This is a genomic window from Mycobacterium sp. NGS35 (genome assembly GCF_059812855.1).
Genome location: NZ_JCALDL010000005.1, coordinates 215382 through 238316, shown reverse-complemented (window position 1 = coordinate 238316; position 22935 = coordinate 215382). Strand labels below are relative to the sequence as shown.

Sequence of the window (22935 nt, the reverse complement as noted above, 5' to 3'; positions counted from 1 at the left end):
CGTGTCGTGTTCGTGATCGAACGCGCACACCCACGCGGTATCCACGTACCGGTAAAGGCTTCACGGCCGCAGGAACCCAAGTACGCGGAGGGAATGGTCGGTGCGTCGCTGGCGATCTCGCGCGGTGTCGACGCTTCTGCTGCTGGCCGCAGTCGCGGCGCTGGTGGCCACGTTGGCGTTCGTGAACGCAGTGGTGAAGAAGTCATGGACGGCTCGTTCGCTGCCGTCTTCCGCCGCGCCGACGCCACCGAAATCCGCAGTGCCTCAGACAGATTCGCCGTATCCGTCTGACGCCAGGGGGTTCCTCAACAGCCCTGCCCGATGCGACGGCCCGTGGACCGGCGTCGCGTTCGCGCGTACTCAGGGCTCTCTCGTGGCGATCTGCTCCGATCAGCATGGCGACGACCAGTACCGTGCGGTCCGGCTCACTGACGGCGCAGCGCTGAATGTGGCCGCCCAAAACATCGCCGAGCGTGAGTTCGTCGCACGCAATAACGGCGTCACCTATTCGCTGTCGTCGCAGCAGTTGGTGATCAGTCAGGGCGACACCGTCATCCGCCGGGAATCGGTGGTCGAATACCGCGAGCCGCAGGGTCGCTGACCCGACAGGCTCTGCCACCTTGCCTCAAGGCCGTGACGAGACCCCGCAACGTGGTGTAGCAATGCGATAAGCGTCACACAAGTAGCGAGGATGCGCGTCATGGGTAATTCGGGGCCGACACCGAACCTCCCGCCTGGATTCGACTTCACCGATCCGGACATCTATGCCGAGCGCCTGCCCGTCGAAGAACTCGCCGAAATGCGCCGCACCGCGCCTATTTGGTGGAACGAGCAGCCGATCGGCAAAGGCGGGTTCGACGACGGCGGCTTCTGGGTGGTGACCAAGCACAAAGACGTCAAGGAGATCTCGCGGCGCAGTGACGTGTTCTCCAGCGAGAAGAAGACTGCGCTGCCGCGCTACCAGGACGGCGCCGTCGGCGACCAGATCGACCGCGGAAAGTTCGTGCTGCTCAACATGGACGCACCGCATCACACCCACCTGCGTCACATCATCTCCCGCGCATTCACACCTCGCGCGGTCGAACGGCTGCGCGAAGAGCTGAGCGAACGGGCCCAGGACATCGTCAAGACCGCTGCGGCGCAAGGCCGTGGCGACTTCGTCGAGCAGGTGTCGTGCGAGCTGCCGCTGCAGGCCATCGCCGGGCTGATGGGCGTGCCGCAGGAAGACCGGATGAAGCTGTTCCACTGGTCCAACGAGATGGTGGGCGACATGGACCCGGAGTTCGCCAACAATGACGCCGTGACGGCATCGGTCGAACTCATCAGCTACGGCATGCAACTGGCCGCCGAACGCGCCGACAAACCCGGCGAAGACCTGGTCACCAAGTTGGTGCAGGCCGACGTCGAAGGGCACAAGCTCTCCGACGACGAACTGGGTTTCTTCGTGATCCTGCTGGCCGTGGCGGGCAACGAGACCACCCGCAACTCGATCACCCAGGGCATGATGGCGTTCACCGACTTCCCCGACCAATGGGAGTTGTTCAAACAGCAGCGCCCGACGACCGCGGTCGACGAGATCGTCCGGTGGGCCACGCCCGTCACGTCTTTTCAGCGCACTGCGCTTACCGACACCGAACTGGGCGGCGTGAAGATCAAGAAGGGCCAACGGGTGGTCATGTTCTACCGGTCGGCCAACTTCGACGAAGATGTCTTCGACGACCCCTACACCTTCAACATTCTGCGCGATCCCAACCCGCACGTGGGTTTCGGTGGCACCGGCGCGCACTATTGCATCGGCGCCAACCTGGCCCGGATGACCATCGATCTGATGTTCAACGCAATCGCCGACCACATGCCCGACCTCAAACCCATCTCGAAGCCCGAGCGGCTGCGGTCCGGCTGGCTCAACGGAATCAAACACTGGCACGTGGACTACACCGGTAAGACGGCTGCCCAAGTCTAAACGGCCGCTAGGCGTTCGCGTTCGCGATCAACCCCTGACGCAGCGCGTACATGCTCGCGCCGATCCGGTTGGACACGCCGATCTTGCTGTAGATCCGCTCGACGTGATTGCGTGCGGTTTTCTGGCTGATCACCAGCGCCGCCGCAATCTGCCTGTCGGATGCACCTTGCGCCACCAGCGTGAGCACCTGGATCTCGCGCGGCGTCAAGCCGTGCGGGCGCGGGTTCGGCCGCTCCGATTTCAGGCCGGCCGCGTGCAGCACCGCATCGACAGCCACCGGATCAAATGCGCGGTCGCGCAGGCGTTCCCGTAACCGCCGCCCCGCCGCGTCCGGCCCGAGTTGCTCTCGGTACGGCCGCGGCTCGCGAGCCGACTGATAACACACCGCAGCCGCCAGAAGACGATCCGGCATGGTCAACGCTGCCCCGCCGAGCCCGCGCGGATAGCCGGAGCTATCGACGTGCTCGTGGTGATTGCCGGCCAGTTGCGCCTCTTGGCGCAGGCCCGGCACCTGACTGAGGATCCGCACCGTCAGATACGGGTGCAACCGGACGCGTTCGAACTCCGCGGAAGTCAGCGGTCCGGGCTTGGACCAGATGTGGTTCGAGATCCCGATCCGGCCGAGATCGTGGACGTGGCCGGCACGCTTGATCAACGCCACGGTGTCGGCATCGAGCCCCACTGCGTGCGCCGCATCCGCGGCGAGCCGCGCCACCGCACCTGAATGACCAACTGTGAACGGGCATTTCAGGTCGACGAAGTCACCCAAAGCGGACAACAGACCGTCGAGGGTCCGCGCGTCGAGCTGCTGGTGGCGATCCGGCGCCTCCCGCAGGGCCGCACGCCAGACGTCCCCGGCCGGCGGACCGCTCAGAATGCGGTCCGCATCGCGCACGAAGACGTCGACCACCTGCGGGTCGAATTGGCCGCCGCGGCGGCTCTGTGCCATCGCGACCGCGCCTTCGGTGCCGTAGCTGCGCTGGTGCACCTCGGCCATGTCGGCCAGCTGTGCAACCCGGATCGCGATGGGGATCTGGTCACCTCGCACACCGCCGGGCAGTCCGCCGCCGTCGTAACGCTCGAACGTAAACGCAAGCGCCGCTTGCACATCCGGACCAACGCCCAACCGCTCGGCCAGCAGTCCCGCCGACATACAGTGCGAATGGATCAATTTGGAGAGATGGCCGCGGGCGTTGCGCACGAGCGCGGCCATGACGGTGAGCCGACGGATCAGCGGCTCTCCCCGAGCCACGTTGCGCAGCACGAAGTTCCAGTACGGTAAGCCCGACCAGTCAACCAAATATGCGTCGTGGCGCACGGCGATGTCGTCGCCGAACCAGCGTGCGTATTCGTGGGAATCGGCGTGGCAGCCGATCCACATGATCAACGTCGCGTAGTAGATGGTGTCGCGCTCGCTTCGAGGCAGGCCCAGGCGATCGGCGATTCGCGTCGCAATGAGCGCGGACCGCAGCATGTGCTCGGCCGGCTGCCCGAGGCCGAGATCGATCGCCACCGACAGCGCGGCGAGCAGTTCGGCGCGGGTGGGTAACTCGGGTGAGCGCCCGACCGGCGAGGTCATCTGCCGATTCTGGCGCAGATCGGTCGTGGGCGGGGCGCTCTGAACCGCGAGGGTTGGCGTCATCGCCGGGCGCAGCCGGGCCGGGACCGGCGCTGCAGCAACCACACGGTCGCGAGCATGAGCGCGACGGCGAATGTGGCCAGTGCGATCAGACTCGCACCTGTGCCGCCGTGAAAGCTGTCGCGGTAGGCGGACATGGCCGGCAGTGCCGGGGTGTACCGGTCGAGATCCAGCTCGCGGCCCAGCGCCTCGAACGCGTGGCGGTTGGCCAGCCCATAGCTCATCAACCGCCCGGGGGTGGCCATTTGGTCGACGGGCACGATCGCGCCGCCGAACAACACCTGCGGGAAGCACAGCATCGGCAGGGCGAGCGCGGCCTGCGCGGCGTTGGAGACCGCAGCCGACGCGAGCAGGCCGAGCGCCAGGGCGGACGTCGCCTCGATCACGACCGTCACGAACAGCACCGCGTAGACGTCCCATCCCGCCTCGGGCAGCCGGCCGAGCAGCCGCAATGCACCGAGCAGCACGGCGCTTACGGCGGCCAGCACCGGAAGCAGTGCGGTCACCTTGGAAGCCACGTACGCCGCCACGCTCAGCCCGGCCAGGCGTTCCCGCCGGAACACGGCCATCTCCCCGACGATCTGCAGCAGACCGTAGGTCAGACCGAAGAAGAACCCGTCGAACGCGATCCAGAACGCGATCTGGGCAGGCCCGACGTCAGCTGCGGTGTGCGGGTCGAAGGTGCCACGCCTGAACAGCGTCGCCATCATCGCGGTCACCAGCACCGGTGAGCCGAGAAGGATCGCGAGGGTCAGCCGGTTGCGTACCAGGACGTCGACATTGCGCCGGGTCAGCAGCCACCATTGCCGCATCGCGCCGGTCCGTTTGACCTGTAGGCGCGGGGCCGGCATGGGCGGCTGAGCACCGGCTGCCGGTCCGACGGCCCGGTGTGCCGCGAACCGGTTCGCCCATGTCTCGGGTGTGTGCTGGGCCAGCCTGTCGTAGACGTGCGCGAGGTCACCTACCCCGAAGTACCGCCGAGCTTCTGCGGGACTGCCGCTGAAGGCCAGATGGCCGTCGCGTGCCAAAAACACCACCCGGTCACACACGTCGATGCCGGCCGGCTCATGCGTGGTCAAGACGACGGTTACGCCGTGGCGGCTGAGCCGGCGCAGCAGCCGCATCACGTCGGCGGCCGTCGACGGGTCGAGCCCCGAGGTCGGTTCGTCGAGGAAGAACAGGCGTGGCCGGGTCAGCAGCTCCACCGCGATGCTGGCCCGCTTGCGTTGCCCGCCCGACAGCGACCGCACCGGCACGTCGGCCCGATCGGTCAGGTCGAGTTCGTGCATCGTCTCCTCGACGACCCGGTCGGCCTCGGCCGCCGACGTGCCCTCCGGCAACCGCAGCCGTGCTGCGTAGCGCAGCGTCCGCCGCAACGGCATCTCCAGGTGGATGATGTCGTCCTGGGGCACATAGCCGATGCTGCGGTCGGCCGCCGTCGCCAGCACGCAGCCGTCGTGTCGGACCTGGCCGGAAGACGGCGGCTGCAATCCCGCGAGAACTTCCAGCAGCGTGCTCTTACCGGCGCCGCTGCCCCCGGCAATGGCGACCAGCTCGCCCTCTTCCACGGTCAGGGAAAGCGACTGGAGGATCTGATGCCTGCCGACATGGCGGGTGACGGCAGTGGCGTCGACGCGTCCGCCGCGCGGCGCGAGCTGGTCAAAGGCGGGCTTGAGCGGTGCTGCTGAAGTGGTCATGAGCCGATGCTCGCGCCGGGTGCTGCTTGCGCGCGTGAGGCATCTGCCTCAACTGTCAGGGCGACGGCTGAGCCGGCGGCTGGACCGGGGCGGGCGGCGGCTTGGGATCGCCGTGCAAGCCCAGGACGTGCGAGAGGATCCGGGTGAGCAGAGGCGGCTTCTCCGCCGACTCGGTCGGTGGCGGCGCGTCGGGTGCCGGCGGCGGCGGACCGAAAACCGGCGGGACCTCCTCGCCCGCCCACGGCCCGGCGCCATCGGTTGGCTCGTCGGGCACCGTGGCCGCAACCTCGTCGGTGACCGACGACGGTTCGGCCGGCGCGACTGCGCTGGGCTCTGGTGGCAGCGCGGCTGGGGCCGGTGAGGGCACCACGACAGGCGGCATTGCGGGTGGCGGTACCGCCGGCGCCGCTGCTGGCGGATTGGCCGACGGCTGCTGCGCGGGTGCGGTGGTGTCGCTGTTCGACGTCAGCCGCAGGCCGGCAGCCAGCGAGATCGACACGATGAACGTCAGCAGCCCGATGCCCAGCATGGCCAGCGCCGCGGCGTGCGACAGCGGCCAGCACCGTCGGGTGCCTTCCCGAGCCGCTGCGTCGTCGTCGAGCTGCACCTCCGGCGGCTGCGCGGAGGCGAGCGCGGCACCGCGGGCAAGCGCAAGGTCAGCCTCCGGTGGCGCGAACACTGGGAGATCGAGGGCCTGCTCGAGTTGCGTTGCCAGCGTGGAGAGTTCGCTGTCGGGGCCGACGAGCACCAGACATTCGGGGTGCCAGTCGTTCACGTCGAAGACCCGGATCAGCCAGTCGATCAGCTGCGCATCGGTGTCGTGAGCGCGATGCGAGATGGTTTGCACGGCGCCGTCGTAGGTGTCGACCATGGACACGACCACGGACTGCGGCTCGAGCAGGCAGACCGCGGTCTCGTCGTAGCCTGCGGTGCGGCCGATCCCGCGGGCCAGGGCCTCGCCGGCCTCCGCGCAGGGCACTGCGACGACGTTGTCGAATCCGGCTTCAGACAGCGACTTCAAAAACAGTGAGGCGTGCAGTTCGGAGTCATCGCTGAACGTCACGCCGATGGCATGCGGGCGATGGCCGCCGGCCATGGCCGCGGTCAGAGACATCGCGCCGGCCACGTATTCGGAGGTGCTGATCGCGGCGGCGCCTCGTCGGGTCGGGACGTCGAACGCGTCGTGGTCCATGATCTCGCCGTCGGCGCCTTCGCCTTCGACAAGCACCAGTCCGACCGCGGTCGGGGTCATCGAGAGTCCGAGTACCGTATCCAGTTCGCACTCCTCATGTCCGGCGTCGCCGATGCTCGACACGCGCAGACAGGGTCGGGCCTCCAGTTACGTCGGCCGAGCCTACCCAAGCCGTTCTGTGAACCCTCTCACCGGCCTGTGCCGCAGTTGGTCTGACCACTTGACGTCTGGCCGACATGTCGGCAATGCTGGCGGACATGGCCCTTCAGCCGGTGAACCGACGCTCGGTACCCGAGGATGTGTTCCAACAGATCGTCGCCGACGTGCTCAGCGGTGAGATGCGGCCTGGCCAGGCGCTGCCGAGCGAGCGCCGCCTTGCCGAGGTGCTCGGGGTGTCCCGGCCCGCGGTCCGGGAGGCGCTCAAAAGGCTTTCTGCAGCCGGTCTCGTCGAAGTTCGCCAAGGCGATTCGACGACGATTCGCGACTTCAAGCGCCATGCCGGCCTGGATCTTCTGCCGAGCTTGCTGATGCGTGCGGGTGAGCTCGACGTTGCCGTCGTGCGAAGCGTTCTCGAGACCCGGTTACACAACGGACCCAAGGTTGCGGAGCTGGCTGCACTCCGTGCTGGTTCGAAACTTGCTGTGGCACTTGAGGATTCGATTCGCCGGATCGAGGACGAGGCGGATCCGGTCGAGCGTCAGCGGTGCGCGCTGGCGTTCTGGGATCACGTCGTGGACGGTGCCGAGTCGATCGTGTTCCGGTTGATGTACAACACTTTGCGCGCTGCCTACGAGCCAGCGCTGGGTGCGCTCGCGACGGTGATGCAGGCCGAAGTCGGCCGCCCCGACCTGTATCGGCGACTTGCCGACGCCATTACGGCAGGCGACGCGAAACGTGCGCTGCGGGCCGCGCGTGACCTGCTCGAGCCCGCGACCACTGCGCTGCTCGACGCGCTGGACGGCTTGGAGAAACAACGATGACGCGCACGCGCCGCACATTCACGCTCACTGACGCCGCGCGCGAGTTCTGGAAGCATCCGTCGCCGCTGATGATTGCCGCCGCCCTGCTCGCCGCGGGCGCTGCGCGGGCCGCCGTCGGTGAGTGGCGCGTCACCGACGCGCTGGTACCGGTGGTGATGCTTGCCGTCTTCCCCTTCTTCGAGTGGATCGTTCACGTGGGCATCCTGCATTGGCGGCCGCGACGCGTCGGCGCAGTCACTGTGGACCCGTTGCTGGCGCGCAAGCACCGCGAACACCACGTCGATCCCCGCGATGTGCCGCTGGTTTTCATTCCGTGGCAGTCGCTGCTGTGGGTGCTGCCGTTGGCAATCGCGATTGCGGTGCTGGCGTTCCCGCGCTTGGCATTGGGGTTGAGCTACCTTGTCTTCCTCACCGTGCTCGGGCTGGCCTACGAGTGGACGCATTTTCTGATCCACAGTGACTACAAGCCCAAAACCGGTGTGTACCGGGCTATCTGGCGTCACCACCGGTTGCACCACTTCAAGAACGAGCACTACTGGTTCACCGTCACCAGCGCGGGCACGGCCGACCGCGTGCTACGCACGTCTCCGGACCCGGCCACCGTGGCCACATCGCCCACGGCGAAGAACCTGCACGCCCACCGCTTACCCGCCTGATCTCTGCGCCCGCGCGCCGTGCCGCGCGATTGTGCGGTCCCAAACGGAGCGCTCTGGGCACCGGTGACCGTACTGTGATCGGTTCGGTGTCAGCACGTTTCATGATGCATCGCTTCACGCTGCCATGATTGCCCGCATGGCGCCGGTGACACGTCGAGCGGCCTTGCATGCCGCGGGACTGGCCGCAGGAACCTACGCGCTGGCAAACCTGTTGGGACCGGCCGTTTCTCGAGGCGAACCCGCGCCGGCGACAGCGACGGCACCCACCTTTCTCACCGGCTCCTTCCTTTCGGCGGCCCGGGGTAGCGTCGAGACGAAGTGGGTGATCGCGCGCCCACCCGGTCAAACCCGACCGCTTCGGCCGGTCATTGCGCTGCACGGCCGCGACGGCGACGCGGCCAGCGTGATGGACTTGGGCGTGGCCGACGGGCTCGCGCGAGTGGTGAGTGCCGGCCTGCCGCCGTTCGCGGTGGTGAGCGTCGACGGCGGCAACACGTACTGGCACAGGCGTGCCACCGGTGCCGACTCCGGCGCGATGGTGCTCACCGAGCTGCTGCCGATGCTGGCCACCCAAGGCCTCGACACGTCACGGGTCGGGTTTCTCGGCTGGTCGATGGGCGGCTATGGCGCGCTGCTGCTGGGCGCCCGGCTCGGCCCTGCCCGGACCGCGGGAATCTGCGCGGTGAGTCCTGCGCTGTGGACGTCCTATATGTCCACCGACGACGGGGCATTCGACAGCTACAGCGACTGGCAACGCAACACCGTCTTCGGTCAGCCTGCGCTGGCGTCGATTCCGATCCGGGTGGACTGTGGTGTGTCAGACCGGTTCTATGCCGCCGCCCGCCAGTTCGTCGCGCAGCTGCGCCGCCCGGTCGCGGGCAGCTTCTCCCCCGGTGGCCACGACGAGTCGTTCTGGCGGGGACAACTCACCGACGAATTGGCCTGGCTGGCGTCCTAGTCATTGCATTGCCTAGTCATTGCCTAGGCGACGTGCCGTTCACCTGCTGGGTGCATGCAGCCGCGCGTGGCAAGATCGGCGCTCGAGTGAACACCGTTGCGCCCACCGCTGCCCCCCGACGCGGCACCACACCCCGCGCCGGCAGACGCCGTGAGTTCCGCGCCGACATCGAAGGTCTGCGGGCGGTCGCGGTGCTGACCGTGGTGCTCTTCCACGCCGGATTTCCCGCATTCCCAGGCGGCTTCGTCGGAGTCGACGTGTTCTTCGTGATCTCGGGATTTCTGATCACCGGGCTGCTGTGGCGAGAGGTCAGGCAGCGCGGCGGCATCCGGCTGGTCAGGTTCTACGGCGCCCGGGCGCGACGACTGCTGCCGGCGGCCGCGGCGGTGCTCGTCGTAACTGGCGTCGCGGCGTGTCTGCTGTTGCCGCCGCTGCAGGCGCGCAGCGTGCTCGGCGACGTCATCGCATCGGCGCTCTACACCGGCAACTACCGGTTCGCGATCGAAGGCACCGACTACCTGAGCGCCGATGCCGCGCCGTCGCCGGTGCAGCACTACTGGTCGCTGGGCGTCGAGGAGCAGTTCTACCTCGTCTGGCCGGCGTTGATCATCGGTACCGCCTGGGTGCTCCTGCGCGCGCGCCGCCGAGCCGATGCCGGCAGCTCGGTGCTGCCGTACATTTCGGTCCTCGCGGGGTTGGCCGCCGCGTCGTTTGTCGTCTCGCTGGCGTGGACGTACACGCTGCCGTCGTGGGCGTTCTTCTCGTTACCGTCGCGTGCCTGGGAGCTGGCGGTCGGCGGCTTGGTGGCGCTGACCGCCAGCCGGTGGCGCGCGTTGAGCGACCGCGCCGCCGCGGCCGCAGGCTGGGGCGGTCTGGTGCTGATCCTCGTCACTTGTGTGGATTTGCACCGTGCGACGCCGTACCCCGGCACCGCCGCGCTGCTCCCGGTGCTGGGCACCGCACTGGTGATCGGTGCCGGCTGTGCGACAGCAGACAGCGGGGTGGGCCGAGCGCTGTCGCGGCCGCCGATGCGGATGATCGGCCGAGCGTCGTATTCGTGGTACCTGTGGCACTGGCCCGTGCTGCTGCTCGCGCCTGCGCTGCTCGGCCACCCGCTGGGTCTGGCCGGCCGCCTGGTCGCCGCCGCAGTGTCGTTCGTGCTGGCGGTGCTGACGTTGGGACTCGTCGAGAACCCGATCCGCTTCGCGGCAGCGGTTCGGCGGTCAGAGGCGCGTAGTCTGCTGCTCGGCGCAGCCGTCACCGCAGTGGCCGCGACCGCCGCCACGATGCTGCTGGCGGTGCGCCCGGCTCCCGTCGGCCACGGGGCGGCCGCGGCCGCGGTGACGTACGACCAACCCGCGCCGACGCAGCCCGCCGGTCACGACGACCCGCTCGCCCAGCTGACCGCACACGTCGCGGCCGCCGTGCAAGCCTCCACTGCGGTGCGCGCCGTACCCGCGAACCTCAAACCAGCGCTGGCCGATGCCGCCGGCGACAAACCCACGGTCTTCCTCAACGGCTGCGTGCGGTCGTGGCGGGAGGTGGGCCAGCCCGAGTGCGCATCCGGGGACACCGCATCGCCCACCACGGTGGCACTGGTCGGTGATTCCCACGCTGCCATGTGGAGCCCCGCACTGGAAACCATTGCACAGCAACGCCATTGGCGGCTGGAGACGCTGGGCAAGGTCACCTGCCCGCTGCTGCAGTTGCCCATCACCAGCCCGTATCTCGGCCGGCGCTACACCGAATGCGAGCAATGGCGAACTGACGTAATGAGCCGGCTGCAGGTCGAGCACCCGCGGCTCGTCGTCGTCGGCATGTCCCGCCGCTACGGCGCAGACTTCGGCTTCACTTCCTACGATCCCCAGTGGGTGGACAGCCTGAGCCGCTTGGTGAGCCGGTTGCGGGCGACCGGGGCCATGGTGGTGGTACTCGGCCCGATTCCCGATCCGCGCAGCACCGTGCCGACGTGCGTATCGGCTCACCTCGACGACGCGCAGGCGTGTGCGCCGCGACGCTCTGACGCGGTGCGGGACGCCGGCATCGCGGCCGAGGCGGCGGCGACGACCGCGGCGGGCGGACAGTACAACGACCTCACCGCGGTGTTCTGCACCGCCGAGCGCTGCCCGGTGATCGTCGGCGACAACCTGGTCTATCGCGACGACAACCACGTCACCATCGAGTACGCCCAAACGCTGGCGCCGGTCATCGGCGCGATCGTGGAGAGTGCCATGACAGTCCGCTAATGCGGAACGAAATCCCTTATGGCGGAGACGATTTCGTCGGCGGCGTCTTCTTGCATGTAATGGCCGGCGCCCTCGAGCAGCACGGTGCGATGCGTGGGGAACAACGCTTGCCATTGGGCCCGCTCCGGCGCGCGAAACGCCACATCCTTGGTGGGCCACAACACCAGTGCGGGCTTCTCGGACAATCGTGGCAGACCAGCGGCCACCTCCGCCAAAAAGCTCTTGCTGCCCAGTATTTCGCGCGGGAACACCGAAAGGGGCCGTCGTGACTCTGCGGTGGGAAACGGCCCGCGGTAAGCGCCCATCTCGACATCGGTGAGTCGACGGCGGCGCACCCCTGCAGGCAGGATCCGCTCCACGAAGAAGTTGCGGTGCTCGATCAAGTACCGGCCCACAGGGCTGCCGAGCGTACGCGAAAACGCCTGTGTGCCCAGATCGGTCTTCGGCCACGCCCAGGTATTGCCGATGACGAACCGGGTGAATCGGTCCGGTTGCCGAGTGGCCACGGCGAAGCCGATCGGTCCGCCCCAGTCCTGCACCATCAGGGTCACGTCGGTGAGATCCAGCTGCTGCACGGCACGCTGCACCACACCGGCATGCTCGACCGGGGTGAACCGGTAGCCCGCCGCTGCAGTCGAAAGCCCGAAACCCGGGTAATCGATTGCCACGCAGCGGTATTGACTTCGCAGGCCGATGATGATCTCGCGGTACAGAAACGACCACGTCGGATTGCCGTGCAGCAAAAGCAATGTGGGCCCGTTGCCCTCGTCCACGTAGTGCACCGTCGAGCCGTCGACGTCGAGGTAGCGATCCTGGAATGGGTACAGCCGGGTGGGTACCCAGGCCGGGCGCTCAGGCGTGATCATCGCGCACACGTTAACGGAGTTGGTCGGTGATCTCGACCCAGCCGGTGGCGTCGCGCCGGTGGTCGGTCACGTTGCGGCATTCGCCGTAGATCCGCATGACACCGACGCTGTTGCGGTCGGGGTCGCGGTACAAAACCGCGGTGACGTCGTTCTTGAAGAGCGTGGTGCCGTACAGATATTGGTTCGGCGGCAAGCCCTTCTGCCAGCCGCGCGCAGTCATTGCGTCGGCCACCTGGTCGAAGAAGCTGCTCGAGGGTAGGTCGAAGGTCAGATAGATCGCGCCCTGGTAGGGCGGGTCAGTCTGGTTCTCGCATGACATCAGCAGGTAGCCGCCGGTCGGGTTGCGCAGCCTTGCGGTGCCGACGATCTCCTTCGCAGCGGCGAGCACTTGGGCTTTGGTCTGCTCGTCGGTGAGCGCATCGACGGGATGGTCGGTCGTGCGGTCATGCATGCGGAGCACGAAAAGACCCGCCCCCACGATCCCCAATGCTGCGAGCACGGCAACGAGCAGCAGCAGGCCTCGGCTTCTCGTGCCGGTCACGATGTCGCGCACCTCGGGCCTGCCACACCACCCATTCTGGTTGAATCGCGGCATGGACGGCTCAGTGACGGTGCACATGTCCGCACCCGCGATGAAAATCTGGGAGCTCGTGGCCGACGTACGCAACATCGGCCAGTTCTCGCCGGAGACGTTCGAGGCCGAATGGCTCGACGGCGCCACCGGCCCGGCTGTGGGAGCCCGATTCCGCGGACATGTCCGCCGCAACGAGATCGGCCCCGTGTACTGGACGACGTGCCGGGTCACCGACTGCGAACCTGGCCGGGTGTTCGCATTCGACGTGTTGATCGGCGACAAGCCTGCCAACCACTGGCGCTATGAGATGGCACCCAGCGGCGACGGCACCGACGTGACCGAGTCGTTTCGGCTGCAGCCCTCGCCGCTGCTTCGGATCTACACCGCGAGCATCGGCCGGCTTCGCAGACGGCGCAATCTTCGCGACATGCGCAAGACGCTCGAGCGGATAAAGACCGTGGTGGAGGCGCGCTGAGCGCTAACGCTCAGCGCCAAAGCCGTTGAAATTGAGAGGGATTCGGGAACTGTCGGCGACGCGGGCTAGCGCACGGACGTGGCCATGATCGGCGACTCCGTTTGGCGGGTCTGCCAAATGGCTATGCGTGCGCCGAAGGGAGACCCGACATGACTCATTGCGCGCTTATCCGGCCCGCCGCTGTCGCCGCGGCCGCGACTGCCGTCCTTCTTCCGCTGCTAACCGCTTGTGGCGGAAGCAGTTCGGACAACAAGACCACAACCAGCACCACCACAAGCAGCACCACGACGTCGCCGACGAGCACCACCGTGTTGACGCCTACGCCGTGCTGTGCGCCCACGAACTCCACAGTGACCGTGTCGCCGGCACCGGGCGACACGACCGTGACCATCGTGCCGCCGGTTCCCGAGATTCCCTCGCCGCCGGCGATCCCGCCGCCACCGGCTATCCCGCAGATACCAGCGATCCCGGGTCGCTGATGCTCAGCGCTTCTCGCAGGTGAACTGACAGACGTCGGTGTAGCCCTCGCGGAACAGATCCGCGCAGCCGGTCAGGTACTTCATGTACCGGTCGTACACCTCTTGCGACTGGATCGCGATCGCCTGCTCCTTGTTGGCCTCCAGGTTGGCCGCCCAGGTGTCCAGCGTGCGTGCGTAGTGCAACCGCAGCGGCTGTACGCGCGAGACGTTGAAGCCGGCTTGGGTCGCGTGGCGTTTGACCGTCGCCGGCTGCGGCAAATCGCCGCCCGGGAAGATCTCGTCCATGATGAATTTGAAGAACCGCAGATGCCGCATGGTGACCGGCAGATTGCGGGCCGCAAACTCCTCGTCGTCGGGTTTCACGATGGTGTGCAGCAGCATCACCCCGTCGGCGGGTAGCGCCTCGTAGGCCATCTTGAAGAAGGCGTCGTAGCGGTCGCGGCCGAAGTGCTCGAAGGCGCCGATGGACACGATGCGGTCGACGGGCTCGTCGAACTGCTCCCAGCCCTGCAGCAGAACACGCTTGGACCGGGGGCTCGGCGAATTGTCGAACAACTTCTGCACGTGCGCCTGCTGGTTCTTCGACAGCGTCAGCCCGACGACGTTGACGTCGTACTTCTCGAGTGCGCGCATCATGGTGCCGCCCCAGCCGCAGCCGACGTCCAGGAGCGTCATGCCGGGCTGCAGACCCAGCTTGCCCAGCGCCAGGTCGATCTTGGCGATCTGCGCCTCTTGCAGCGTCATGTCGTCGCGCTCGAAATACGCGCAGCTGTAGGTCTGCGTGGGATCCAGGAACAGGCGATAGAAGTCGTCGGACAGGTCGTAGTGGTGCTGGACGTCCTCGAAGTGGGGCGTCAGGTCAGCTGGCGTTTCTGGCAATGTCGATCCTGTTCAGCGGCTGCTAGCCGACTCCCATGTCGGAGCCGACCCGGGAGATGTTGCGGATGGTCGTCACCGATGGTACGAGATCGGCGACCGAACGAGTTTGCGGAGGGCGGTCAGCCGTCCTGTGCCTTCTTCTCTTCTTCGGGCACCTGGGAACCGTCGCCGCCGCCCTCGTCGTCGTCGCGCTTCTGGTCGTCGTCGTGTTGGGCCTGGGCGCGCTCGTTGCGTTCGCGGTCGCGCTCAGCTGCTTCGCTGCGCTCGTCGCTGATCTCGCCGTGCACCGGGTTGCCCTCATCGTCGATCCAGTCGTTGACTGCCGTTCCCGTAACGGTCGCGTCGGATCCGGGCAGCACGGTCGTCGGGCGCTCCTCCGTATAGGACTTCGCCATCTCTTTGGCGTGTTCCTTGTGCTTGTCGGTGGGTTCCGGCTTCTCGGCGATCTGACCGGACTCGTAGCGTTCGACATCCTCGCCGTCGCCGGTGGCCTCCTGCTCGCCGCCCTGTTCGCGGTCGGTGTCTTGCTCGCGGTCGGCGTCTTGCTCGCGGTCGGTCTGCTGGGAGCTGCCTTGTTCGCTCATGATGAACTCCAATTTCGACATCGCGTCACACGGTGTTCTGCACGGACTGCCCCGAACCGGTACAGACCAAACCACCGTGTGTCAAGCGGTCGGGTTGGCGCCCAACACCCGCTGCATGTCGGGCTTCATCGCCTGCAGCTGACCACCCCAGTAGCCCCAGCTGTGCGTGCCGTTGGGCGGGAAGTTGAACACACCGTTACTGCCCCCGGCCGCGAGGTAGCGCTGCTGGAACTCCTTGTTGGTGCGGATCGTCAGTCCCTCCAAGAACTGCGCGGGGATCTGTGCGTTGCCAAGACCGGCGTCCAGGTCAGTCGGGTTGCCGTTGCCGCTGTACACCCAGATCCGCGTGTTGTTGGCGACGAGCCGGCCGATCTGGTTCATCGGGTCGTTGCGCTGCCAGGCCGCGCCACCGTAGGGACCCCACATGTCGAGCGCGTTGAAGCCACCGGCGTCGGCCATTGCGACGCCCACCAGCACCGGCCACAGACCGGCCGACAAGTTGAGGAAACCCGACAGGGAGCCGGCGTAGATGAACTGGTTCGGGTGGAACGCGGCGAGGATCAGCGCCGAGCTGCCCGACATCGACAGCCCCACCACGGCGTTGCCGCTGCTGCTGATCCCCCGGTTCGCCGCCAGCCAGGCCGGCAGCTCTGAGGTCAGAAACGTCTCCCACTTGTAGGTGTAGGTCTGGCCGTTGCCCACCGCCGGCCGGTACCAGTCGGTGTAGAAGCTCGACATTCCACCGACGGGCATGACGACCGACAGCCCCGAGCCGTTGAACCACGAGAACGCCCCGGTCTCGATGTCCCAACCGTTGCGGTCGTCGCGGGCGCGCAAGCCGTCGAGCAGGTAGACGGCCTTCGGGCCGCCGCCCTGGAACTGCACCGGAATGTCGCGTCCCATCGCGGCGGACGGCACCATCACGGTCTCAGGTGCGTCGGCTCTGGCGGTCGCTGGTTTGCCCGCGACACCGATCATCGCGATCGCGAACACCGACGCGAGGAAGGCCGCCGCCAACCGGCGCGGCCAGGGCATTGCTCGAAATGTGTGCATGATTCCCACCCCTGCAGTTGTCTTACCGAGTTATCGGCTGTCGCGAGTCCGCGGTTACACACCGCGCCAATTTGTTGCTGCTGTTAAAACTGTTCAGTGCTGCAATTACGTCTGGGACTGATCGGCGTTGTCGTCACCGCATGCGCGGTGCTGCCGGCGTCCGCTGCTGATGCGGCCAGGCTCAGCCCGTTGAGTCCGTTGGTGGAGGCCGCCGCGGCCCGGCTGCAGACCGCCGATGCGGTGGCTGCGGCGAAATGGCTGACGAAAGGAAGCGTCGAAGACTCCGCTCGGGCGGAACAGGTGCTGGCTGCGGTGGCAGCCGACGCGGCTGCGGCCGGCATCGACGCCGACTACGTGCAGCGCCTCTTCGCCGACCAGATCGCCGCCACAGAAGGCGTCGAGTACGGACGGTTCTCCCAGTGGAAGCTCGATCCCAGCGCAGCGCCAGCCTCTGCCCCCGACCTTTCGGCGACGCGATCGGCGATCGACTCGCTCAACCACACGATTGTCGGCGAGATCGCCGCACAGTGGCTGCTGCTGCAGTCGCCGGACTGCGGCGCCGCCCGCGAGCAAGCCGTCGGCGAGGTCGCCGACGCGCATCACCTCGACGCGCTGTATCGGCAGGCGCTCGGGTTCGCCACTCGCTCCTACTGCGGGGCTTAGCCGAACAGCGGCAGCGCGCGCTTGCGGGCCAGCGCGTTCATGCCGGCCTGAATGGTGTCCTGCACCTCCTGGTACTTGCGCTGCACGTACTCGTCGTCCTCTGCCAGCGACGGGTCGTGATCCACTTCGACCGGCGGCATCAGGCGTGTCCGGATCTTGGCCGGCAAGGGGAACTGCGGCAGTGCGGCCGGCGCGATACCCCACGGCAACGACACCGCGAGCGGAAAAACTTTGAGCCGCAAGATCTTGTCCAGCCGCAACGTGCGCGACAACTGGTCGCCGCGAATCAATACCGGCATGGCGTCGGCACCACCGACGGTCGCGATCGGCACAATCGGCACGCCGGCGCGGATCGCCATCTTGACGAATCCGGTGCGGCCGGCGAGGTTGGCCCGGTCCCGCTCGCGCCAGGGCCGCAGCGAGTCCACTTCTCCCCCGGGCCACAACGCGACGTCGCGTCCTTCGGCCAATGCCGTGGCGATCGAGTCGGGCGCGGCCGGCAGCACTCCCATCGCTCGGAAGTAGCGGCCGATGACCGGAATCGCCATCAGCGCGTCGTGCGCTGTGCCGTGCAGAAGCCGGTCCTGGCCGAACCGGCGCCACCACTGCACGCCGACGGTCCACGCGTCCCAGACAAACGGCGCGCCCGAGTGGATGCCGATGAGAAGCACCGGTGGCTCCGGCAGGTTCTCCCAGCCGTCCATCTCCATCCGGAACCAATAGTCCACGAGGGAATTCCACAGGTACTTCTGGCGCTGCATCGTGGCTTCATCGGGCCCGCTGAGCTCCCATTCGCCGGCACGCTGGGCCACCCAGCCGCTGACCCCGCCCTCCTGCTTCGCACGCCGGCGATCCATCTGCTCGCGTGCCTGGTCGGCGAACTGCTGGGCTTGTTCTCGAACATCCGGTGATCGGTGGTCGGTACTGGTCATGCGGGGCGCATACCCGCTGTGGCGGCGGGGTACGCCCCCCGGACATGAGCACCTGAGCCGTATGACCGGTGTGGCTACTGCACTGTGAGCACGCCGTGCATGCCCGGGTGGTAGGTGCAGTGGAACGGATAACTGCCCGGCTGTGCCGGTGCCGTGAACGTCGCCGTCGCTTCTCCACCGACTTCCACGTCGAACGCGTTGGCGGTGTCGGCGGTGACGGTGTGTTCTGCGGCGTCCTTGTTGACCACAGTCACCTGCGCGCCCGCCGGCACCGTCAAATCGGTGTACCGCATCCCTTCGATGGTGATCGCCGCCGCCGCGGCCGGCGACGATGCAGGCGCAGGCGTGGTGGTCGGTTCAGGGGCACTGTCCTGGGTGACGTTCGAGTGCCCGCAGGCGGCGACGGCGATCGCCGTCGCGCATGACAAAGCAGCCAGTCCGATTCGTGTCGTCATACAAGAGACACGACACCGCAGGCGAAAGGTTCACCGCGTCGTCGGATCAGGCGGGCGTGCCGTCGGTGTTGTCGAAGAACCGCCACCCGTCGTCGACCTTGACCTCCATGCGCCAGCCCAGTTCGTCGTTGTGCGAAGCCTTGTCCACGAACCAGGCGTGCGCGTCGTCGGCGCTCGCGATGTCGCGGGTCTCGACGACCTCGCCCTTGGGATCCAGCACTCGATACGTTGCCATAGTCGCGTCATTCCCAGGATCAGCGCATCCGAATCACATTGGCAGCCCGTGAAACGAATGCGTAATCAGAGCGCGGGGTAATCGTCGGCGAACCCACAAGAGCCTCAACGAGGAGGACCGGCATGGCCAACCCGATCGACGTGCAGAAGCATTTGGCCGGCGTGAACTATCCGGCGCGCCTCGACGACGTGATCGCCGCTGCCAAGCGCAACGGCGCAGACAAGGGTCTGCTCGACGAGCTGAACCGCTTGCCCGACAAGGAATTCAGCGGCCCCGACCAGGTTCAGAAGGCGTTGTTCTGACCGTCGGGCCACCGATCAGGTGGCCGTGCCTTGCCCTTGCTCGGCGGTCCGCTGGCCCTCGGTCCGCTGGCCCTCGGTCCGCTGGCCCTGCGCCCGCTGCTCATGGGTGGCCTGTTCTCCGCGGGCCGCGGGGTCGAGGCGGTCGGCGTGCTCGGCGCGCTTGTTCAGGTCGTCGCGCGCTGACGCGACGTCGCTCTGATGCGCGGCGGCTCGCTCTTGCAGCCGGGCTGCCTCGGCGGCCTTGGCCTCGGCTTCGGCCTGCGCGGCGCGCGCCTTGGCGGCGGTCTCTTCGGCCAGCGCTTCGCGGCGTTGCACTTTTGCGGTCTGCTCGCGGACCTCACCGCGGATGCGCTCCGCCTCCACGCGGCGCCGCTTCATGCGGTTCTGCCGCGCGATCAGCACCGCGGCGACGATCAGCACAATCGCCACGACGACAGCAATGATTATCCAGCCCACGGCATTCATGACCGCTCCTTAATTGACGTAGACGTCGGTAGGCAAGAGCGTGCCCGGGGCGCTGGGTGTTGAAACCCTGCGGTCAGCCCAGCTTGGCGATGCGGGTGTCGGCGATGTGCTCGACGAGTTCGCGGGCGTCTTCGAACACCACCTCTGCGCCGCCGGCGGTCAGCTCGTCGCGAGAGACACCGCCGCTGAGCACACCGATGCTGGGCACCCCGGCGCGCCGGCATGCTTCGACGTCCCACACCGAGTCGCCGAGGAACACCGCCTGCTCGGCGGTGACGCCGGCGCGCTCGAGCGCGACCTCGATGATGTCGGGCTTGGGCTTGGCGGTGTCGACGTCGGCCGACGACGTCATCTCAGACACCAGGTGGTCGCGGTCGAGCACCTTGCGCAGGATCGCCAGCTCGTCGTCGGGCGCCGACGTCGCCAGCACCACCTGCAGACCCATCGCCGCGACCCGCTCGAGGATCTCCTGCCCGCCCGGCAACACCCGCAGCAGCGGAGTCAGCTCTTTGTAATAGCGCGAATGCAGCTCTTTGAGCCGCTGCTTCACCTCGTCGTCGACGTCTCCGGCCAGCGTGCCGATCAAGGTCGAGCCGTCCATCCCGATCGAGCGGTGGATTCGCCACGCATCGGCTGCGATACCGACGTCGTGGAACGCACGCGTCCACGCGTGCACGTGAAGGTAATTGGAGTCGACGAGCGTGCCGTCGATGTCGAACAGCACAGCGGGCGCACGGGAAGCGGTCACCCGGCGCGGGTACCCACGGCTCACCGTTGTGTACCTTCTGGGCCCTGCGAGTTACCTAACCGCTCTTATAGGCTGACGGGTGAGCGCCGATGGCCAGATACTTGTTGGCTGCCAGCCCGATTCCCGGGCATGTCAGCCCCCTCCTGCAGATCGGCGCCGATTTGCGCCGCCGCGGTCACCGGGTCAGCATGCTCACCGCAGCGCACTACCGCGAGGCCATCGAGGCGCACGGCATGCGTGCCGTCGCCCTGCCCGCTCGCGCCCATCCCCGCCGGCACCACCGACGTACCTCTTCGCTTCCCGTCCCCCGCATCGTGGACCGCTGGAACTGCGGGCGTACGGAAATGCGCGCGATCTTCATCGACCCGCTGATCGCGCAGTACCGGGCGCTGCAGCGAGCACTCGACGACGAACGCGTCGACGCGGTGCTGTGCGACGTGGCCTTCACCGGCGCATTGCCACTGCTGGTGGACCGGCGAGCGCGTCCGCCGGTGTTGGTCGGCGGGGTCGGGCCGTTGACACTTTCCAGTGTCGACACCCCACCGTTCGGCATCGGCTGGCACCCCCGGCCGAAGACGAACTACCGGGCGATGACCTGGGTCGTACAGCACATCCTGTTCGCCGACATCCAGGCGCACCTCGACGCGGCGCTGCGCACCATCGGACTGAGTGGCTCGCCGGTGTTTCTGACCGACTGGCCCTTGCTGGCTGAGCGCGTTCTGCAATTCACCGTGCCGCGCACGGAGTATCCGCGCAGCGATCTGCCGTCGTCGGTGACGTTCACCGGCCCGGTGATCACGCCCGCCACCCGCCGACACCGCCCATGGGACCCGCCGTGGTCCAAGCTGGCGCGCAGTGGCCGCAACGTCGTCCACGTCACTCAAGGCACCTGGGACAACAGCGATTTGAGCGAACTGATACATCCCACTCTCGACGCGTTCGCCGATCGCGACGACCTCGTCGTGGTTGCGACCACAGGACGCCCAGGGTCCTCGACGGTTCGCCGACCCATCCCTCGCAACGCCTACCTCACCGACTTCGCGCCGTACCATCAGCTGCTTCCGCACGTCGATGCGATGATCACCAACGGTGGGTACGGCGGTGTGCATCATGCGCTGGTGCACGGGATCCCGTTGATCGTCGCGGGCGCCACCGCCGACAAACCCGAAGTGGCGGCGCGGGTGGCCTATACCGGGGCAGGGATCGACCTGGGCACTGCACGCCCCGAACCCGCCGCAATCGCCCACGCCGTGCATCGGCTGCTCAGCCGCGACTCGTATCGACTTGCCGCACAAGAACTCTCCCGCGAACTGCGGGCCTACAACGCCTTCGATGCGATCGCCGACGCCCTGGCGGCCGCAGTGCGCGACTGCAGCCGTGCGGTGTAGCGGGATACCCTGCCCGCTATCGGGGCGACGTTCCGCAACGCACGGAAGTGACGTTCCGGGCATCATCGCGCGGTCGGGCGGCCAGCCACGGTAACGCCGCGGCGAATGCGCGCGCGGCGAAAGGCCAGTCATGCTTGCCCGGCAATCGGGCCACCGCACACGAGATGCCGTTCGCGGCGCCTGTTGCACAGAGCGAATCAGCGGCCATTCCTGGACTCATTGCGGCGGCGCCCGCGTCGGAACCGTGTGCGACGGTGGGTCCTTCGTTGTCGGGAACGGCGAAGATTCCGGCCACCCCCCGGTACGGCCCGTGCCGGGTGATGACGGTGGTCGGATCGAAGGAGGCCCACGCGTCAGCGTCGCCGCCGAACAGCCGCTCGATGGTTTGTGCCCGGTTGCCCGCGTTGGGGGCGAGATCGCCTGCGACGTCGAGGAAAGCGGTGAAGAGATCGGGATGCATCACGGTCAGGTCCACCGCGCAGGTGCCTCCGGCGGAGAACCCGACGATGCCCCAGGCACCGGGGTCACTGCTCACGCCGAACGTCTGGATCACATGTGGCACAACGTCTTTGGTGACATGGTCGGCGGCCCTGCCGCGCGGGCCGTTGACGCATTCGGTGTCCACGGTGAACGCACCGCCGGTGTCGACGAACGCCGCCACCGGCGCAACGCCGTCGTGTGCCGCCGCGAACCTGTCGAGGGTGCTGACCGCATCTCCCGCGCGTAGCCAATCGGCCGGAGTGTGGAACTGACCGCCGACGAACACGAGCACCGGCAACTGTTGCGGATTGCCGTCGAACCAGGCCGGCGGCAGATACACCCACTCGTCGCGGTGTCGGAAGCCAGAGCCGGCAGTTCCCGTGTCGACCCTGACGACGGCGCCCGTGCGGGGCGCGGCGGCGCGCGCCCGCATCGCACGCACGGTCGTCAGGTCGGTCTGGTGCGGCAGCGGCCCACCAGTCAGCTGATTCCACGCGACGTCGACCGTCGGGAAGTAGCCGATCCAGCCGTTGACGGTCACTCCGGCACTCAGCAGGCAGAACGACACGGCGAACACCAGGACATTGCGGCGCCACCAGTCGGCGCCCGACCAGCCGAATATCGCGACGGCCATTGCCATGCCGGTCAGTGACACCCACAGCCACAGCGACCAGGGCGGCATCTCACTGGCGAGGCCCGCTGTGGCGAACCACCAGCGCGCCGCCGCCCCGGCCAGCACACCGAGCGCCACCGCCGCCGGCACACCGCGGCTGCGCCGTCGCCCCCATCCGATCGCGTGCCACAGTGCGACGACCGTTACGGCCTGCACGGCCAGGGGTATCGCTCCGCCCGTCAGCGACGCGCTTGCCGTGGCTGCCGCGAGCCCGGCGCTCTCCGACACCGCTTGCTCGCCGCTCATCGCTGCACCTTTCCGCTGGACGGGACTACCCGCACTCTGGGCGACGAAACGAGGCGACGGCGCCGACAACCCGTTGGCGGCCGGACCGATTCCGTCACCGTCCGCAG

Annotated in this window: 25 protein-coding genes; 10 read left to right on the top strand and 15 right to left on the bottom strand. The window is 67.6% G+C overall.

Features of this window, described 5'->3' with window-relative positions:
• Positions 1–100 precede the first annotated feature (100 nt).
• Together AC5Y4C_RS11500 and AC5Y4C_RS11495 are read left to right on the top strand one after the other, a co-directional pair.
• Complete coding sequence (locus tag AC5Y4C_RS11500) at positions 101–601, top strand: hypothetical protein (protein ID WP_499908286.1); 501 nt, start codon at positions 101–103, stop codon at positions 599–601.
• A 99-nt stretch (positions 602–700) separates the two neighbouring features.
• Entirely contained in the window at positions 701–1963 is a 1263-nt protein-coding gene (locus tag AC5Y4C_RS11495) for a cytochrome P450 (protein ID WP_499908288.1), read from the top strand.
• 7 nt (positions 1964–1970) lie between these two features.
• Here AC5Y4C_RS11495 and AC5Y4C_RS11490 read toward each other — a convergent pair whose 3' ends face one another.
• The 3 genes from AC5Y4C_RS11490 to AC5Y4C_RS11480 are packed head-to-tail and all read right to left on the bottom strand — an operon-like array spanning position 1971 to position 6614.
• Positions 1971–3542, bottom strand: coding sequence for an HD domain-containing phosphohydrolase (locus AC5Y4C_RS11490; protein WP_499908290.1), 1572 nt, complete (start codon positions 3540–3542; stop codon positions 1971–1973).
• Between the two features lie 59 nt (positions 3543–3601).
• Positions 3602–5299 (bottom strand): ATP-binding cassette domain-containing protein, encoded by a 1698-nt coding sequence (locus tag AC5Y4C_RS11485; protein WP_499962779.1) that lies wholly within the window; start codon positions 5297–5299, stop codon positions 3602–3604.
• Between the two features lie 55 nt (positions 5300–5354).
• Positions 5355–6614 carry a DUF7159 family protein gene (locus tag AC5Y4C_RS11480; RefSeq protein ID WP_499962781.1) on the bottom strand — a complete coding sequence of 420 codons (1260 nt, stop codon included), beginning with the start codon at positions 6612–6614 and terminating at the stop codon, positions 5355–5357.
• Positions 6615–6748: 134 nt separating this feature from the next.
• Between AC5Y4C_RS11480 and AC5Y4C_RS11475 the strand changes: the two genes are divergently transcribed.
• The 4 genes from AC5Y4C_RS11475 to AC5Y4C_RS11460 all read left to right on the top strand — a co-directional run bounded on the left by AC5Y4C_RS11475 (position 6749) and on the right by AC5Y4C_RS11460 (position 11331).
• Entirely contained in the window at positions 6749–7471 is a 723-nt protein-coding gene (locus AC5Y4C_RS11475) for a FadR/GntR family transcriptional regulator (RefSeq protein WP_499962783.1), read from the top strand.
• Positions 7468–8127 carry a sterol desaturase family protein gene (locus tag AC5Y4C_RS11470; RefSeq protein WP_499908300.1) on the top strand — a complete coding sequence of 220 codons (660 nt, stop codon included), beginning with the start codon at positions 7468–7470 and terminating at the stop codon, positions 8125–8127. Before AC5Y4C_RS11475 ends, AC5Y4C_RS11470 begins: the two co-directional genes overlap by 4 nt.
• Before the next feature lie 136 nt (positions 8128–8263).
• On the top strand, positions 8264–9085 hold the full coding sequence (locus AC5Y4C_RS11465; protein ID WP_499962785.1) for an alpha/beta hydrolase: 822 nt from the start codon (positions 8264–8266) through the stop codon (positions 9083–9085).
• An 86-nt stretch (positions 9086–9171) separates the two neighbouring features.
• A complete protein-coding gene (locus tag AC5Y4C_RS11460; RefSeq protein WP_499962992.1) occupies positions 9172–11331 on the top strand; it encodes an acyltransferase family protein in 2160 nt (719 codons plus the stop codon).
• Here the strand turns inward: AC5Y4C_RS11460 and AC5Y4C_RS11455 are convergent.
• Positions 11328–12197 (bottom strand): alpha/beta fold hydrolase, encoded by an 870-nt coding sequence (locus tag AC5Y4C_RS11455; protein WP_499962787.1) that lies wholly within the window; start codon positions 12195–12197, stop codon positions 11328–11330. The genes AC5Y4C_RS11460 and AC5Y4C_RS11455 overlap by 4 nt on opposite strands.
• A gap of 10 nt (positions 12198–12207) precedes the next feature.
• Positions 12208–12738: a lipoprotein LppJ family protein gene (locus AC5Y4C_RS11450; RefSeq protein WP_499962789.1), complete on the bottom strand. Its 531-nt coding sequence runs from the start codon at positions 12736–12738 to the stop codon at positions 12208–12210.
• Positions 12739–12790: 52 nt separating this feature from the next.
• On the opposite strand from AC5Y4C_RS11450, the gene AC5Y4C_RS11445 reads away from it, so the two are divergent.
• Complete coding sequence (locus AC5Y4C_RS11445) at positions 12791–13246, top strand: SRPBCC family protein (RefSeq protein ID WP_499908311.1); 456 nt, start codon at positions 12791–12793, stop codon at positions 13244–13246.
• Between the two features lie 154 nt (positions 13247–13400).
• Here the strand turns inward: AC5Y4C_RS11445 and AC5Y4C_RS11440 are convergent, their stop codons facing one another.
• From AC5Y4C_RS11440 to AC5Y4C_RS11425, 4 genes are all read right to left on the bottom strand, one after another.
• Positions 13401–13637, bottom strand: coding sequence for a hypothetical protein (locus AC5Y4C_RS11440; protein ID WP_499908313.1), 237 nt, complete (start codon positions 13635–13637; stop codon positions 13401–13403).
• 91 nt (positions 13638–13728) lie between these two features.
• On the bottom strand, positions 13729–14604 hold the full coding sequence (locus tag AC5Y4C_RS11435) for a cyclopropane mycolic acid synthase family methyltransferase (RefSeq protein ID WP_499908315.1): 876 nt from the start codon (positions 14602–14604) through the stop codon (positions 13729–13731).
• Positions 14605–14723: 119 nt separating this feature from the next.
• The gene (locus AC5Y4C_RS11430; RefSeq protein WP_499962791.1) at positions 14724–15188 is read right to left on the bottom strand and encodes a hypothetical protein; all 465 of its coding nucleotides are present in this window, start codon (positions 15186–15188) and stop codon (positions 14724–14726) included.
• Between the two features lie 81 nt (positions 15189–15269).
• Positions 15270–16223: an esterase family protein gene (locus AC5Y4C_RS11425; RefSeq protein WP_499962793.1), complete on the bottom strand. Its 954-nt coding sequence runs from the start codon at positions 16221–16223 to the stop codon at positions 15270–15272.
• A gap of 114 nt (positions 16224–16337) precedes the next feature.
• On the opposite strand from AC5Y4C_RS11425, the gene AC5Y4C_RS11420 reads away from it, so the two are divergent.
• Positions 16338–16904, top strand: coding sequence for a chorismate mutase (locus AC5Y4C_RS11420; protein WP_499962795.1), 567 nt, complete (start codon positions 16338–16340; stop codon positions 16902–16904).
• On the opposite strand, the gene AC5Y4C_RS11415 is transcribed toward AC5Y4C_RS11420, so the two are convergent.
• The 3 genes from AC5Y4C_RS11415 to AC5Y4C_RS11405 form a co-directional block, all read right to left on the bottom strand.
• Entirely contained in the window at positions 16901–17836 is a 936-nt protein-coding gene (locus tag AC5Y4C_RS11415) for a lysophospholipid acyltransferase family protein (RefSeq protein WP_499908323.1), read from the bottom strand. The genes AC5Y4C_RS11420 and AC5Y4C_RS11415 overlap by 4 nt on opposite strands.
• Positions 17837–17910: 74 nt before the next feature.
• Entirely contained in the window at positions 17911–18291 is a 381-nt protein-coding gene (locus AC5Y4C_RS11410) for a cupredoxin domain-containing protein (RefSeq protein ID WP_499962797.1), read from the bottom strand.
• Between the two features lie 46 nt (positions 18292–18337).
• A complete protein-coding gene (locus AC5Y4C_RS11405; RefSeq protein WP_499962799.1) occupies positions 18338–18526 on the bottom strand; it encodes a hypothetical protein in 189 nt (62 codons plus the stop codon).
• A 122-nt stretch (positions 18527–18648) separates the two neighbouring features.
• Here AC5Y4C_RS11405 and AC5Y4C_RS11400 point away from each other — a divergent pair, with 122 nt between their 5' ends.
• Positions 18649–18828 (top strand): DUF2795 domain-containing protein, encoded by a 180-nt coding sequence (locus AC5Y4C_RS11400; RefSeq protein ID WP_499962800.1) that lies wholly within the window; start codon positions 18649–18651, stop codon positions 18826–18828.
• A 15-nt stretch (positions 18829–18843) separates the two neighbouring features.
• Here AC5Y4C_RS11400 and AC5Y4C_RS11395 read toward each other — a convergent pair whose 3' ends face one another.
• Positions 18844–19293: a hypothetical protein gene (locus AC5Y4C_RS11395; protein WP_499962801.1), complete on the bottom strand. Its 450-nt coding sequence runs from the start codon at positions 19291–19293 to the stop codon at positions 18844–18846.
• A gap of 73 nt (positions 19294–19366) precedes the next feature.
• A complete protein-coding gene (locus AC5Y4C_RS11390; RefSeq protein WP_499908333.1) occupies positions 19367–20041 on the bottom strand; it encodes an HAD family hydrolase in 675 nt (224 codons plus the stop codon).
• A gap of 89 nt (positions 20042–20130) precedes the next feature.
• Here AC5Y4C_RS11390 and AC5Y4C_RS11385 point away from each other — a divergent pair, with 89 nt between their 5' ends.
• Entirely contained in the window at positions 20131–21429 is a 1299-nt protein-coding gene (locus tag AC5Y4C_RS11385) for a glycosyltransferase (protein WP_499908335.1), read from the top strand.
• Between the two features lie 16 nt (positions 21430–21445).
• Here the strand turns inward: AC5Y4C_RS11385 and AC5Y4C_RS11380 are convergent, their stop codons facing one another.
• Positions 21446–22828 (bottom strand): alpha/beta hydrolase, encoded by a 1383-nt coding sequence (locus AC5Y4C_RS11380; protein WP_499962803.1) that lies wholly within the window; start codon positions 22826–22828, stop codon positions 21446–21448.
• Between the last annotated feature and the right edge of the window lie 107 nt (positions 22829–22935).